Origin of the sequence: Kribbella ginsengisoli (assembly GCF_039537185.1) — a bacterium.
In the GTDB taxonomy this organism is placed as follows: Bacteria; Actinomycetota; Actinomycetes; order Propionibacteriales; family Kribbellaceae; genus Kribbella; species Kribbella koreensis.
Map to the genome: position 1 here is coordinate 16,691 of NZ_BAABAA010000018.1, position 12,402 is coordinate 29,092.

General features: G+C 67.8%; 18 protein-coding genes. 7 read left to right on the forward strand and 11 right to left on the reverse strand.

What is annotated here, in order from left to right:
* Genes ABD768_RS38210 through ABD768_RS38225 form a run of 4 tightly spaced genes read right to left on the reverse strand, consistent with a single transcriptional unit; the run spans position 1 to position 2,784 of the window.
* On the reverse strand, positions 1-366 hold the full coding sequence (locus tag ABD768_RS38210) for an MmcQ/YjbR family DNA-binding protein (protein WP_344849113.1): 366 nt from the start codon (positions 364-366) through the stop codon (positions 1-3).
* A 37-nt stretch (positions 367-403) separates the two neighbouring features.
* Entirely contained in the window at positions 404-1,069 is a 666-nt protein-coding gene (locus ABD768_RS38215; protein WP_344849115.1) for a response regulator, read from the reverse strand.
* On the reverse strand, positions 1,066-2,271 hold the full coding sequence (locus tag ABD768_RS38220) for a sensor histidine kinase (protein ID WP_344849117.1): 1,206 nt from the start codon (positions 2,269-2,271) through the stop codon (positions 1,066-1,068). The genes ABD768_RS38215 and ABD768_RS38220 overlap by 4 nt, the downstream gene beginning before the upstream one ends.
* Positions 2,272-2,301: 30 nt before the next feature.
* Entirely contained in the window at positions 2,302-2,784 is a 483-nt protein-coding gene (locus tag ABD768_RS38225) for a hypothetical protein (RefSeq protein WP_344849119.1), read from the reverse strand.
* 377 nt (positions 2,785-3,161) lie between these two features.
* Between ABD768_RS38225 and ABD768_RS38230 the strand changes: the two genes are divergently transcribed.
* Positions 3,162-3,731, forward strand: coding sequence for a hypothetical protein (locus ABD768_RS38230; protein WP_344849121.1), 570 nt, complete (start codon positions 3,162-3,164; stop codon positions 3,729-3,731).
* A gap of 152 nt (positions 3,732-3,883) precedes the next feature.
* Here the strand turns inward: ABD768_RS38230 and ABD768_RS38235 are convergent, their stop codons facing one another.
* The gene (locus ABD768_RS38235; RefSeq protein WP_343966360.1) at positions 3,884-4,387 is read right to left on the reverse strand and encodes a hypothetical protein; all 504 of its coding nucleotides are present in this window, start codon (positions 4,385-4,387) and stop codon (positions 3,884-3,886) included.
* A gap of 183 nt (positions 4,388-4,570) precedes the next feature.
* Positions 4,571-5,122 (reverse strand): YceI family protein, encoded by a 552-nt coding sequence (locus ABD768_RS38240; RefSeq protein ID WP_343966362.1) that lies wholly within the window; start codon positions 5,120-5,122, stop codon positions 4,571-4,573.
* Positions 5,123-5,266: 144 nt separating this feature from the next.
* Here ABD768_RS38240 and ABD768_RS38245 point away from each other — a divergent pair, with 144 nt between their 5' ends.
* The 3 genes from ABD768_RS38245 to ABD768_RS38255 all read left to right on the forward strand — a co-directional run bounded on the left by ABD768_RS38245 (position 5,267) and on the right by ABD768_RS38255 (position 6,873).
* Positions 5,267-5,668: an SRPBCC family protein gene (locus ABD768_RS38245; RefSeq protein WP_344849123.1), complete on the forward strand. Its 402-nt coding sequence runs from the start codon at positions 5,267-5,269 to the stop codon at positions 5,666-5,668.
* A gap of 70 nt (positions 5,669-5,738) precedes the next feature.
* Positions 5,739-5,999, forward strand: a complete 261-nt coding sequence (locus ABD768_RS38250; RefSeq protein ID WP_343966366.1) for a hypothetical protein — start codon at positions 5,739-5,741, stop codon at positions 5,997-5,999.
* Positions 6,000-6,018: 19 nt separating this feature from the next.
* The gene (locus ABD768_RS38255) at positions 6,019-6,873 is read left to right on the forward strand and encodes a class I SAM-dependent methyltransferase (protein ID WP_344849126.1); all 855 of its coding nucleotides are present in this window, start codon (positions 6,019-6,021) and stop codon (positions 6,871-6,873) included.
* Positions 6,874-6,932: 59 nt separating this feature from the next.
* Here ABD768_RS38255 and pyrE read toward each other — a convergent pair whose 3' ends face one another.
* Complete coding sequence (gene pyrE / locus ABD768_RS38260) at positions 6,933-7,451, reverse strand: orotate phosphoribosyltransferase (RefSeq protein ID WP_344849128.1); 519 nt, start codon at positions 7,449-7,451, stop codon at positions 6,933-6,935.
* Positions 7,452-7,503: 52 nt separating this feature from the next.
* Positions 7,504-8,736, reverse strand: coding sequence for an exonuclease domain-containing protein (locus tag ABD768_RS38265; RefSeq protein WP_344849130.1), 1,233 nt, complete (start codon positions 8,734-8,736; stop codon positions 7,504-7,506).
* Positions 8,737-8,908: 172 nt separating this feature from the next.
* On the opposite strand from ABD768_RS38265, the gene ABD768_RS38270 reads away from it, so the two are divergent.
* The gene (locus ABD768_RS38270; protein ID WP_343966372.1) at positions 8,909-9,571 is read left to right on the forward strand and encodes a DUF6308 family protein; all 663 of its coding nucleotides are present in this window, start codon (positions 8,909-8,911) and stop codon (positions 9,569-9,571) included.
* 18 nt (positions 9,572-9,589) lie between these two features.
* Here the strand turns inward: ABD768_RS38270 and ABD768_RS38275 are convergent, their stop codons facing one another.
* Positions 9,590-10,225, reverse strand: coding sequence for a hypothetical protein (locus ABD768_RS38275; RefSeq protein WP_343966373.1), 636 nt, complete (start codon positions 10,223-10,225; stop codon positions 9,590-9,592).
* A 17-nt stretch (positions 10,226-10,242) separates the two neighbouring features.
* On the opposite strand from ABD768_RS38275, the gene ABD768_RS38280 reads away from it, so the two are divergent.
* Positions 10,243-10,398 (forward strand): hypothetical protein, encoded by a 156-nt coding sequence (locus tag ABD768_RS38280; RefSeq protein ID WP_328325882.1) that lies wholly within the window; start codon positions 10,243-10,245, stop codon positions 10,396-10,398.
* An 18-nt stretch (positions 10,399-10,416) separates the two neighbouring features.
* Here the strand turns inward: ABD768_RS38280 and ABD768_RS38285 are convergent, their stop codons facing one another.
* Positions 10,417-10,908: a metallophosphoesterase family protein gene (locus tag ABD768_RS38285; protein ID WP_344849135.1), complete on the reverse strand. Its 492-nt coding sequence runs from the start codon at positions 10,906-10,908 to the stop codon at positions 10,417-10,419.
* A gap of 4 nt (positions 10,909-10,912) precedes the next feature.
* Positions 10,913-11,902 (reverse strand): Rossmann-fold NAD(P)-binding domain-containing protein, encoded by a 990-nt coding sequence (locus tag ABD768_RS38290; RefSeq protein WP_344849137.1) that lies wholly within the window; start codon positions 11,900-11,902, stop codon positions 10,913-10,915.
* 167 nt (positions 11,903-12,069) lie between these two features.
* Here ABD768_RS38290 and ABD768_RS38295 point away from each other — a divergent pair, with 167 nt between their 5' ends.
* Complete coding sequence (locus ABD768_RS38295; RefSeq protein ID WP_343966377.1) at positions 12,070-12,381, forward strand: hypothetical protein; 312 nt, start codon at positions 12,070-12,072, stop codon at positions 12,379-12,381.
* The last annotated feature ends 21 nt before the right edge of the window (positions 12,382-12,402 follow it).

A 12,402-nucleotide genomic window follows, 5' to 3' on the forward strand; every position in this document is an offset into this window, starting at 1 on the left:
TCAATCGTGGGGCTGGTCGAGTTGAGCGACCAGCGTTTTGGGGGCCACCTGGCGATAGGCGTCCTCGACGAGCTCGGCGAGCTGCGGCCAGTCGACGTCGGGGACGTCGAGGTAGACACCGAGCCAGCCGCGGTGCCCGACGTACGGCGGCCGGAAGAAATGCTCCGGGTCGCTGGCGATCAACGACTCCTGGCTGCCTTCGGGAGCCGCGCACCAGAAGGCCGTCCGGTCGTCGTGATGCTGGTCGGCGAACATCACGAAGGTCTTCTTGTCCCGGACGAACCACGTCGGCTCACCGTGACTCAGCCGCTCGGTCGTCTCCGGCAAAGCCAGGCACAGTCCTCGCAGTCGACCCAGCGCGTCCATCGTGTCTCCTCTCAACGGCGTGGTCCTGGTGCGACTCTCAACGGCGTGGTCCGGGTGCGACGATGCCGGCTTCGTACGCGTAGACGACGGCCTGGGCCCGATCCCGCAGGTTCAGCTTGGTGAGGATCCGGCTGACGTGAGTCTTCACCGTCTGCTCGGCCAGTACCAGGGCCGCCGCGATCTCCCGATTGGACTGTCCGCGCGCCACCAAGCGCAGGACGTCCGTCTCCCGCGGCGTCAACTCGGCCGCGGCCGCCGGCAACACCGGCCGCACCTTCACGAAATCCTCGACCAGCCGCCGGGTGATCGACGGCGCCAGCAACGCATCCCCCGCCGCGACGATCCGCACCGCCGCCGCCAGCTCGTCCGGCGACGAATGCTTCAGCAGAAAGCCACTCGCCCCAGCCCGCAACGCGTCGTACACGTACTCGTCAAGGTCAAAGGTCGTCAGCATGATCACCCGCGGCGGCTCCCCCGGCGCGAGCTCAGCCAAGATCCGCCGAGTCGCCTCCAGCCCGTCCATCCGCGGCATCCGTACATCCATCAAGACGACATCCGGCCGAACCCGCCCCACCACCTCGACAGCCTCGACCCCATCCCCTGCCTCCCCCACCACACTCAGATCCGGCTGCGCCCCGAGCAGTGCCGCAAACCCCGCCCGCACCACCGGCTGATCATCCACAACCACCACAGAAACCGTCACTCCACGCCCCTCTCAGCGGGTAGGACGGCTTCTACCCGGTATCCACCGTCAGCAGTTCGTGCCGCGTGGAGGCGACCATCCAGCAAACCAACACGTTCACGCATTCCGATCAGCCCATGCCCACTCCCCGACGCGATCGCAGCATCCACGGGCCCGTTCACAACACTCACATTCAACTCGCTACCGATCCGTCGAACCCTCACCTCCACCACCGCGCCCGGCGCATGCCGTACCGCGTTACTGACCGCCTCCTGCACCACCCGGTACGCCGTGAGCTCGACCGCGGGATCCAGGTCCGCAGAGGACTCGACCTCCAACCGCACATCGGCGCCGGCCCGTCGGGTGGTGGCGATCAGCTCTTCCAGGTCGGCCAAGCCCGGCTGGGGACCCAGCTCGGAGTCGGCCCGGCCACTGGATGGGTTCTCACGGAGCAGGCGTAGTACGCGTCTCATCTCGGTCAGCGAGGCGCGAGCGTCCTCGGCGATCCCGGCGAACTCCTCGCGGGCGTCGGCTGGCAAGCCGGTCAGCCGATGGGGTGCGCTGTCTGCTCGGACGACAACGACCGACAGATGGTGCGCGACGACATCGTGCAACTCCCGTGCGATCCGCGCCCGCTCCTGCCAGCGAGCTCGTTGAGCCCGCTCAGCCGCGCTGATCTCCTCCTGCTCCAGCAGCTGCTGCCGTGCATCAGCCCGAGACCTCACCAGATCGGCAACCACAACCGCCACCGCAGACAACAACGCCATCGTCAGCAGCCCGGCCCACGACCCACGCTCCGGCGCCAACACCATCCCCACCACGCCGACCAGTTGCGTCACCACCCACCAACCGCCCAGCACCCAACGCGACGAGGCCCGAGCACCTCCAACCCCCAAGCCAGTGGCGCCTCGCGCGCCGGCGAAGGCCAACACCAGCGAGTGGCCGAAGACTCCGGTGACCGGCCAGGGCCAGGCTTCGTCGGGCGATACCGGGACGCAGACGATCGCGGTCAGGACGGAGGTGGCCAACGAAACGGGCAACGCCCATGGAGGCCTCAGCCACACCAAGGCCAAGGCCAGCGCTCGCATCACCCCGAGCGCGAAGGCGGCCCCGATCGGCAGTTGGTAATGCTGACCGAGGTCAGTGCTGGTCAGCACCAGCAACGCGCCGACCCCGAGCGCCGCCCAGATCCCGGCTCGCCCAACAGGCCACCTCGAGCTCATCTCACGACCTTAGTCAGAATCCAGCTCAGGTCAGAGCTGTTGGGTCCAGGAGTAGAAGAAGGCACCGCCCGCGATCGCCAGCAGAATCGTTGCCGGGAGCACCAATCGAGAGGTGGCCGAGCCGTACAGACGGCGGATCGACACAGCCTGGAGCAGCGCCAGCCCGCGGACGACGAAGGGGATCAAGATGACGATGGGAACGGAGATGGCAGCGTGTACCGCCCAGGCGCCGGCCTTGGTCGGACCACCCCAGGTGCCGGGGCCGAACGGGCCGTGTTCGACGAAGCCGTAGAACGGGCCGCGGACGACGGCCGTGACGAGCAGCATCACGAGGAACCAACTCAGCAGACCCAGCACCAGGCTCACCACCGCGCTGAGGAGAGAGCTGAAGAGTCCGGGGCGACGCAGTCGGATCGGGTCCGGCGAGCCCTGGAAGCGGGCGAGCTCGCGCCAGGTCTGATGGACCGCGTCGGAACGGCCGAGCAGGGTGCGCACGAACGTCAGCAAGCTCACGGGGACCAGGGCGAGGCCGTAGGCGATCGACCGGAGCAGTCGGCTTCGGAGCGACCGGCGCGCCGGCGGGCTGCCACGTCGCGGATCGCTCGGGCGGGTTGTCAAGGGGTGGTGACCGGATAGCGGTTCGTCTGCAGGGGGCGCGGGGGTTCGGACAGGGTCCGTCATGTCGACTCCTCAGTCTCAGTAACTGAGATCGAGCCTAGAAATCAGCGGTGCCGGAAACATCGCGCCACGGAGCCAATTCGCACCCCCTACCCCGGTACCGGGTCGACTGTGATCTAGGTCACAGTGACCACGGTCCGTGTCTCAGCGTTACACGGTCAGTGCCGGAGGGTGCGAGCGGCAGTGCCGCGCCGACAGGAGGTTCGGACAACATGCGCATTCGGAACCTGGCGGTGACCGCCACGCTGATCCCGGTCCTGATGCTCGCGGGCTGCGGCCATGACGACGCCGCCGAGGTCGCAGCGTCGTCACCGGGCGCCCACAAGGCCGCCAAACCCGGCGTGGCCGACGCGGTGGCCAACGGCTCCCAACCCGGCGCCGGTGTGGCCGCCTCGAACGACCCGGTGATCAACGCGTACTACGACTACCGCGTCGCGTTCGACGTGATGATGCGCAGTGGCGGCCGGTCGACCGAGCAGCTCGCGCCGGTGATGACGCCGACGATGTACACCGCGATCGGCCAGCAGGCGAAGTACTTCCGGGCCAAGCGTCTGCACAACACCGGCGTCACCAAGGTGCTGTGGGCCAAGCGGGTCCTGCGCTCCAACGGCGTGATCGTCCGCGCCTGCTACGACACCAAGCAAGCCCGCACGGTCGACACCAACGGCAAGAGCGTCCTCCCGGCCGGGACGCCGACCCGATGGCTCGACCAGATGCGCGTCGAACTGGTCCAGGGCCACTGGGTCGTCGACGGCGGCAGCACCACTCCGCAAGCCTGCTGACCCGCCATCATCGGGCGGCGAGCAGCACCTCGTAGTACCCCTAGACGTCTCCGTGCCGCCGTCCATCCTGGGCACACCTCGCGGTCCGGAGCCAACTCACAGCGCGGAGAGCAGCCACTGCTCTCCGCGCTGTCTGTTTCAGATCGTCCGATTCAGGCGTGCCGAGTGGCCTGCTTGAGAAGCGACTCGACCGCTTCGCACAGAGCGGCGTCGTCGGCCGGACCCGACCAGACGATCACCCGCGCCTTGTCGCCGAGCTTGGCGGCAACCAGCTCGCGAGCCGGCGTCGGATCCCCTTGGTTGAGCAGTACCACGAGCCGCCGGCCATCACGCTGCAGCCGATCGAGCAACGGCGGCAGCGTCGAGCCCCGGAACAGTCCCGGGTCGCTCTTCACCTTCGTCTCGATCATCACGCCGCGCCCGCGGACCACCAGCAGGAAGTCGGCGCGATCGCGGGTGAACTCGCGATCGTGATAGACCCGCGCCTTCGGCCACAGTCGTTCGAGCGCGGCATCCACCTCGGCGTCGTACCGGGCGGAGAGCCGGCTGATCTTGGAGCTCGTCCCGCGCGGCCGGAACTCCTCGGGTGCACGGAGCCCTCGACGCCGGCGCCTCAACAGGGGCCGGAGCCAGCGGTAGAACGACGTGTCGATCATCGGCGGACCCCCTGGACCTGGGATGACACTCAAACCCGATTGTTCCCGGGTGAAATGTCACGAACCACGTCCAGGTGGTGTCCGCCGGTGATTGTGACAGCATTGCGACGAACCGGCCGGCTACCGCAACATCAGGCCCGGCATCCGGCCGGCCGACAGCGCCGCGAGTCAGAGCCGCGGTGATCAGGCGTTCTTGATCGCCGAGACCTCGATCTCCAGGTTGACCTTCTCGCTGACCAGCACGCCGCCGCCCTCGAGGGCCGCGTTCCAGCTCACGCCGAAGTCCTTGCGGTTCAGGGTGACCGAACCCTCGAAGCCCAGCCGCACGTTGCCGAACGGGTCCACGCCGCGACCGGTGTACTCGAAGTCGACGTCGACGGACTTCGTCACGCCACGGATCGTCAGGTCGCCGGTCACGATGAAGTGGTCGTCGGCGGCCGGCTTGACCGCGGTGGAGACGAAGGTGATCTCCGGGTGGTTGTCCATGTCGAGGAAGTCGTTGCTGCGCAGGTGCTCGTCGCGCTGGGAGTTGCGGGTCTCGATGCTCTTGGCCTGGATGGTGACCTGGGCCGTGGAGTTCTCCGGCTTCTCGCCGTCGATGTGCGCCGACCCGGCGAACTCGTCGAAACCACCTCGTACCCGGGCGACCATCGCGTGCCGGGCGCTGAAGCCCATCCGGCTGTGCGAGGTGTCGATCGTGTAGTCACCGGTGAGTTCGGAATAGTCAGTGGACATGCAGTCCGCCTCCCAAAGAGGGTAGTTTAACTTTGCACTGTCAACCCTGACAGGGTTGAGTTGATTCGTCAACTGACCGCCGGTGACCGGTCTGTGACGCAGAATCGGCAGGCAGCCGAACCCGTCGGCCGATCAGGAGGTCCAGTGAGTTCGACGCAGTGGAAGGTCCACTTCAAGTCGGCCCCGAGCGAGGTCTACCGCGCCATCAGTACGCCGCTGGGCCGCTCGCGGTTCTGGGCGGAGTCGGCCCCGGAGAGCGACGGGGTGATCCATTTCGTGCTGCCCGGCGACCGTACCGACGACGCCCCGATCGAGCGCGCCGTCCGCGAGCACCTGTACGTCGTCCGCCTGTTCGGCGAGCGGATCTCCTTCGCCCTGGCCCCCGACGAGAACCGCGGCACCGACCTCACCTTCACCCACGAGGGCGAGCCCGACCCGGCCACCTGGGTCTCCCTCCTGCTCCGCCTCAAGGCCCACGTCGACTTCGGCGCCGACCTCCGCAACCACGACCCGGCCCGCGCCCTCACCTACATCGACGGTTGTTGACAGCATCGTTGCGGTGGATGTGGGCACTAGGCTGGACGTCACGGGCAGGCCGTCACAGGGAGAGGTCGCGATGTCGGAGTTCAGAATCACTCACGAGATCCACCAGGTTCATCCGGACATCCGCGAGAAGCTCACCACCACCACGATCGAGGCGATCAACGAGTCCAGCTCGCGCTCGCCCGAGGACGCGGCGCTGGTGCTGCGCAACAAGCTCGGCGAGATCGGCGTGCACATGAGCGAAGAGGCCTGCCTGGCCGCCGTCGAACGGATCCGCCAGGGCAAGACGCTGCGCTTCGAGATCGAACAGGTCGACGACCAGGCCGATCGCTGACTCGCGAGGGGCTGAGCTGATGCCGAGTTCGGAGGAGATCCGCGCCGGCCAGCGCGCGGCGTGGGCCAGGCTGTCCGCGGGCTGGGAGAAGTGGGACGCCGTCATCATGGACCAGCTCGGCCCGGTCGGCACGGCGATGATCGAGCGGCTCGACATCGCCGCTGATCAACAGCACCTCGACATCGCCTCCGGCACGGGCGAGCCGGGTCTGAGCATCGCCCGGCTGGCCCCACACGGACGCGTCGTACTGACCGATCTCTCGGCTGAGATGCTCGAAGTCGCCGCACGACGAGCCGCGGCACAAGGTATCGGCAACATCGAGACCAAGGTCTGCAGCGCCGACGACCTACCTTTCGCCGACGCCACCTTCGACAGCGTCTCGGTCCGCTTCGGCTACATGTTCTTCCCGGACATGGCTCAAGCCACCGCCGAGTTCGCCCGCGTCCTCAAGCCCGGCGGCCGCCTGGCCGCGTCGGTCTGGGTCAGCCCCGACCAGAACCCGTGGACCACGATCGCCATGGATGCGATCGCCACCGAAACAGAACTCCCACCACCCGCCCCTGGCGCCCCCACGATGTACCGCTGCGCCGCCCCCGGCTCCATCACCGCCCTGTACGAACAGGCTGGCCTCCACGACGTCGCCGAGTGGAACGTCCCCCTCGAACTCGTCACAGACTCCCCCGACCAGTACTGGGCCATGATCAGCGAACACGTCTCCCTGGCCGTCGCCGCCCTCCAAAAGCTCGACGCCGACGCCCAAGCCCGAATCCGCACCCACGCCATCACAAACGTCGCCACGTTCGAGCAAAACGGCAAGGTCCGCATCCCAGGCCTGGCCCGCTGCGCCGTAGGCACAAAACCAAACCCGCAGTAGGCCGGGCCGACCCCGCGTCAGCCGGACCCGCGGCAGGTCGGACCCGGACTTGCGGTTGGTCAGGCAGCGAGGTCGGCTGCGGTCAGCAGGGGAATCAGTTTGATGCCGTCTGCGGCCAGGGTCTCGGCGCCGCCGAGTTGACGGTCGATCACGCACACGGCCTCGGAGATCTGGGCGCCGAGGGCGCGCAGTTCCTGGGTGGACAGCACGATCTGGCCGCCCTTGGTGACGACGTCCTCGACGATCAGCACCTGACGGCCGGCCACCTCGGCCCCCTCCGCGAGGCGGCAGGTCCCATAGGTCTTGGCCTCCTTACGGACGAAGGCACACGGCAACCCCGTATGCCGCCCGAGCGCCGTCACCACTGGAATCCCACCCATCTCGAGCCCAGCCAGCACCTCAGTCCCAGCCGGCACCAACGGCACCATCGCCTCCGCGATCGCGTCCAGCAACACCGGATCCGCCTCGAACCGGTACTTGTCGAAGTACTCCGTCGCCGTGATCCCCGACCGCAGCACAAACTCCCCGGTCAAATGCGACGCCCGATAAATCCGCTCCCCCAGCTCACTGATCTCCACGGCTGCACCCTACCGAGACCGTCGGCCCTGGCCCGGCCCCCGGCCCAGCACGTCAGCCGGCCTTCCGCTCCCCTCGATCCGGCAGCATGCGGACGAAGTCTTCGACGGCGACGATCGGTACGCCGAACTCGCGAGCAGCTCGTGCCTTGACCGACAGACTGTCGACGTCGGCGGCGACTACGAAGGTGGTGTCCGGGCGGACTGCCTCTTGTGGGACGAAGCCTGCTGCGACCGCTCGGTCCCACCAGATCTCGCGTGGCTCCACCATGTCGCCGGTGAACACCAGACGGCTGCCAGCCGGGAACCCCTGCGCCCCAGGCCGAGCCGGTACGTCGTACTCCCCGCCGCTCACCCGCAGCAAAGCATCGTCGACATCCGCAGCCCGTTGCCCCAGCATCACCGCGACGCGATCGAGATCCGTCCGCTCCTCCAGGCTGACCACTCCCCCGCTCCACAACGCATCCGCCAGGTCGGCGACGTAGAGCCGATGCAGCTCGTCCACCTCCGACCGCGTCAGCCCGAGATCCGTCGCGACGTGCACGAGCTGATCCGCCTCGGCCTCGTTGATCTCCCGATCGGCCAGGATCATGTCGAGCACCGCCAGGTACGAATCGGCTTGCGGCGGCTCCGGCACCCGCCGCAACTGATCGACCAACCTGCTCATCCAGCCATGCCGACCGCCCGCATGCACCGGTCGCACGGTCGCCACCCCATCCGCACCCGGCAACGCAGGCCACGGCAGGTGTCTGATCTCCTCATAAGCCCATTGCCATGGCGGAGGCGACGGAAACGACCGCAGATAGTGGCTGAAGAGCTGTGCCGTCGCCCGGGTGTCCGCAAGCGCCGAATGCCACCCCTCGATCGAGATCCCGGCCGCCGAGCAACAGGCACCCAACGTCCGCTTGGCCCCCGGATACAAATAGCCGGCCAGCGCCATCGTGCACATCGACCGCTCGGTGATCAGCGGCACCCGGAACCCGATCCGGGCAAACTCCGCCCGCAGGAACCCGAGATCGAACTCCACGTTGTGCCCGACCACCATCCGCCCGGCCAGCAACGACCCGAGCCGGCCCGCGATCTGCGCGAAGTCCGGTGCTGCCAGAACGTCCGCGGTCAGAATCCCGTGAATATGCTGCGGCCCGAGGTCGCGCTGCGGATTCAGCAGCGTCACCCACTCCCGCTCGAACCGCCCGTGCGCGTCGAGCAGCACGACGGCGATCTCGATCACCCGGTGCCGATACCCCGGCGACAGCCCGGTGGTCTCGGTGTCGATGACGGCATACATCCGGCGCCTCCTTCAGCGTCGCTGCCAACTGCCACCAGCCAACCACAGGCCACCGACACTTTCTGGAACCGCACAGATCCGATGTAACGCGGCAACGATTCCACTCGATAGCCCATATGGAAGCGCGGGGGGAAGCCGGAAGGCGCCGCGACCGGGATAAAGCGGGGGGACCATGCAACTCACCATCGACACCAGCCTCTCCAGCAGACTGCTGGACATCGTCACCGACCCGCAGGCAGTAGCAGACTTGCGGGCCTACTTCGAGGACGGGCCGCCGAACACCGGCTACCCGGGCCGCTGGTTCGAGCAGATCGGTTCGCCGGCCGACCAGGAGCGCGACCGCAACCGGCTCACCGCCGACGACATCGTTGCCTTGTCCGCGCTCAACATCCGGCTGCCGATCACCGTCTCGGCCAGGCTGCTCGGGGAGGACTCCGCCGAGATCAGCGAGCTGCTGACCGAGATCCCGGCCGACGTCGACCTCTGGGACGTCGCCCGCTCGGACCTGAGTCCGCGCTCGGCGGCGTACCGGCTGTTCACGAAGTTCCGGGCGATGGCGTGGAACGGCGGCGAGCACGGTACCTCCGGCGTCACCGCGAGCAAACTACTGGCCCGCAAGCGGCCGCGACTGATCCCGATCTACGACCACCAGGTCAACCAGCTGGTCGATCTCGGCAAGGGCGCCAACTGGTGGATCTCGTTCCACGAGGCACTGACCGCTCAGGTCCGCGACCATCTCGAGCACGCGCACAAGTCGGCCGAGCTCGGCCCGCGGATCACGTTACTGCGCACGCTCGACGTGATCCTGTGGATGCGCGCCCGCCACACCGACTGAGCCCGCGCGGCGCGACTACTACGCAGGCGGGATGTCGACGGCGATCTCCTCGCCCAGCTTCGCGCCACCGGTCAGATCCAGGTCGTCGCCACTCCAGAAGCGGCCCGGGTCGTACCAGTTGATCCGCTTGCCGGCCGGGAGAAGTCCCATCTCCTCGTACGTCAGCGCGACGACCTCAGCGCAGTAAGCGCTCTCCAGCTTCAGCTCCCGTTCGCCCCGGCGGAACTGCGGGATCCGCCCGCGCAACCAGCGGGATGCGAGTCGCGCGGTCGACGGGAACGGCGTACCGTCCAGGCGCGCGACGGTACGCAGTACGGCGTCCTCTGTCTCACGAGTGACCGGGTACTCGAGCTGCCGCAGCCAAGCGCGCTGACCGTACTTGCGCGACCAGGTGAGCACCGCATCGCGCAGGTCATGCAGCTGTACGCCGCGTTGGTGCTGGCCGGTCCACACGTCGGGCAGCGAGCGGCCGAGCTCGGCGTGCCACATCAGCGGCGGCAGGTCCTCGAGTACCACCGCCATCCCGACGTGGTTGACCGGGCTGTTGGTGGTCAGCTGGATCGCCCGATCGGCCGCGCTCTCACCGCGGAACAGCCAAATGTCACCCGTTCGTGTCAGTTCCGTAGCGTCATCCAGTGCTATCCGTGTCTCCACGTCGCTAGGTTAGTGACATGAAGGCATGGAAGGTCGTAGGACTGGCAGGTCTCGTCGGCGTCGCCGCAACTGGCGTCGTCATCGCGCGAGGCGAGCGCAAGCGCAAGTCGTACACCCCGGAAGAGGTCCGCGACCGCATCAAGACCCGTGTGAAGGAAGCCGCAAGCGCCTAGTGTCCCGCTTACGGGACACTAAAGGTTGTGCAGCGCAACCTCTGTCAGACGGCCTGACTCGATCACGGCCGTCTGGTAGGTGCAGTACGGCTGGCTGCGCCGATCCGTCGGCGACCCCGGGTTGAGCAGCCGCAATCCCCGTGGCGACGTCGTGTCCCACGGGATATGGCTGTGCCCGAAGACGAGCAGGTCGACGTCCGGGTAGGCGCGTTCGCACCGCTCCTCGCGACCTTTCGCCTGACCGGTCTCGTGCACGACCGCGGTGGACAACCCGTCCAGCGTGACCCGGGCGACCTCCGGAAGCCTTGCCCTGAGCAACGGTCCGTCGTTGTTGCCCCAGCAGCCGATCAACTGCTTCGAACGCTCGGTCAACTCGTCGAGCAGCTCGACGCTCACCCAGTCGCCCGCGTGGATCACCACGTCGGCGTCGTCGACCGCTGCCCACACGGCAGCGGGCAGCTTCTTCGCGCGAGCCGGCAGATGAGTGTCCGAGATCAGCAGCAGCCGCATACCGCTACTGTGCCACGGCCTCGATCAACTCCCGCTCACGAGCCGGGCTCAAGCCGGCCTTCCGTTCGCGGTCGAGGCCGAGCTCGCGTTCCCAGGCGAGGGTGTCGACCAGGAACTCCTTGCGTGATCGATGCTTCAGCCCGGCCGCGGCAGCCGCGGCCCCACTGCGGTTCGACCAGCCCTCGTACCCCGGCGCGGTGATCCACATCGCGATCGACTCCGGCCCCATGTACTGCTCGACCTTCTGCTCCTCCAGCCACTCCTGCGACGCGAGTACGACCGGCCCGGTATGCCCGCCGACCTCACGTACCAACGAGATCCACTCGCCGAACGGCACCACGGGACCCACGGTGTCGAAGGTTCCCGTCGTACCGCGTTCGGCGTTGTCCAACAGCCAGGACGCCAGGTCCCGTACGTCGATCACCGACGTCGCCAGGTCAGGCGTGTCCGGCACGAGCAGCGGCTCCTCCGGTGCCCGCGCCGCGCGAGCAACCCACGCTCCGCCCCGATCGCTCGTATCCCCCGGCCCACCGATCAGCCCCGCCCGCGCGATCACCAGACGATCCCCGACTGCAGCCACCGACGCCAACTCGCAAGCCACCTTGGCCTCGCCGTACAGCTCCCGATCGACGACCTCCAGATCGGTTGCCTCCCGCAACGGCGCCGACTCGTCCGCCCCCGGTACGTCGAACGCCGCATAGACGTTGCCCGTCGACACGTAAGTCCAGTGCCTGGCGTCGTCCTTCAGCGCTGCCAACGCCTCCCGCACGAACCCGGGCTGCCACGACACCTCGAAAACCGCGTCCCAGCCCTTCCCCCGGACGGCCTCGTACGCGTCCGGCCGGCTCCGATCGGCCGCGACCAACGTCGCCCCCGCCGCGACCGCACCGCTCTCACCGCGCGCCAGACAGGTCACCGCATGCCCACGCGCGAGCCCTTGCGTCGCGAGCTCGCGCCCGAGGAACGCCGTACCGCCGAGAATCAGAATGTCCACGCCCCAAGCCAAGCAGGCGGCATGGAGAAATCCCACCCCCTCTGCCCAGGGCAGACACGCTCAGTGTCCTCCCGTCCCCGTCGCGTCATAACTGTCCGTCACCACTTGCGGGGCGCGCGGGGCAGGCGCACTGTCGGCAGTAGGAGTACTAGACAGCAGGGGGAATCATGGCTGGTTTCGTTCAGATCATCGAGTTCCAGACCTCCAGACCGGACGAGGTCCGGGCACTCGGTGAGGAGTTCCGCAAGAACCGGGAGGCGGCCGGTCCCGGCTCCTCGCCGGTCCGGATGATGGCGTGTGCCGACCGGGACAACCCGGGCCACTACTTCAACATCGTCGAGTTCGCCTCCTACGAGGAGGCGATGGCCAACTCCGAGCGCGCGGACACCACCGAGTTCGCCACCCGGATGATGGAGCTGTGCGACGGGCCGACGACCTTCCGCAACCTGGATCTGCGGGAGACCGCCGAGATGAGCTGAAGGCTGAACGGGGCCGGCGCC

What these genes read in the sequence shown, in the direction of transcription:
- ABD768_RS38210 (WP_344849113.1), bottom strand. Translation starts at nt 366, where the DNA reads ATGGACGCGCTGGGTCGACTGCGAGGACTGTGCCTGGCTTTGCCGGAG.
- ABD768_RS38220 (WP_344849117.1), bottom strand. Translation starts at nt 2,271, where the DNA reads ATGAGCTCGAGGTGGCCTGTTGGGCGAGCCGGGATCTGGGCGGCGCTC.
- ABD768_RS38230 (WP_344849121.1), top strand. Translation starts at nt 3,162, where the DNA reads ATGCGCATTCGGAACCTGGCGGTGACCGCCACGCTGATCCCGGTCCTG.
- ABD768_RS38235 (WP_343966360.1), bottom strand. Translation starts at nt 4,387, where the DNA reads ATGATCGACACGTCGTTCTACCGCTGGCTCCGGCCCCTGTTGAGGCGC.
- ABD768_RS38240 (WP_343966362.1), bottom strand. Translation starts at nt 5,122, where the DNA reads ATGTCCACTGACTATTCCGAACTCACCGGTGACTACACGATCGACACC.
- ABD768_RS38250 (WP_343966366.1), top strand. Translation starts at nt 5,739, where the DNA reads ATGTCGGAGTTCAGAATCACTCACGAGATCCACCAGGTTCATCCGGAC.
- ABD768_RS38255 (WP_344849126.1), top strand. Translation starts at nt 6,019, where the DNA reads ATGCCGAGTTCGGAGGAGATCCGCGCCGGCCAGCGCGCGGCGTGGGCC.
- ABD768_RS38265 (WP_344849130.1), bottom strand. Translation starts at nt 8,736, where the DNA reads ATGTATGCCGTCATCGACACCGAGACCACCGGGCTGTCGCCGGGGTAT.
- ABD768_RS38270 (WP_343966372.1), top strand. Translation starts at nt 8,909, where the DNA reads ATGCAACTCACCATCGACACCAGCCTCTCCAGCAGACTGCTGGACATC.
- ABD768_RS38280 (WP_328325882.1), top strand. Translation starts at nt 10,243, where the DNA reads ATGAAGGCATGGAAGGTCGTAGGACTGGCAGGTCTCGTCGGCGTCGCC.
- ABD768_RS38285 (WP_344849135.1), bottom strand. Translation starts at nt 10,908, where the DNA reads ATGCGGCTGCTGCTGATCTCGGACACTCATCTGCCGGCTCGCGCGAAG.
- ABD768_RS38295 (WP_343966377.1), top strand. Translation starts at nt 12,070, where the DNA reads ATGGCTGGTTTCGTTCAGATCATCGAGTTCCAGACCTCCAGACCGGAC.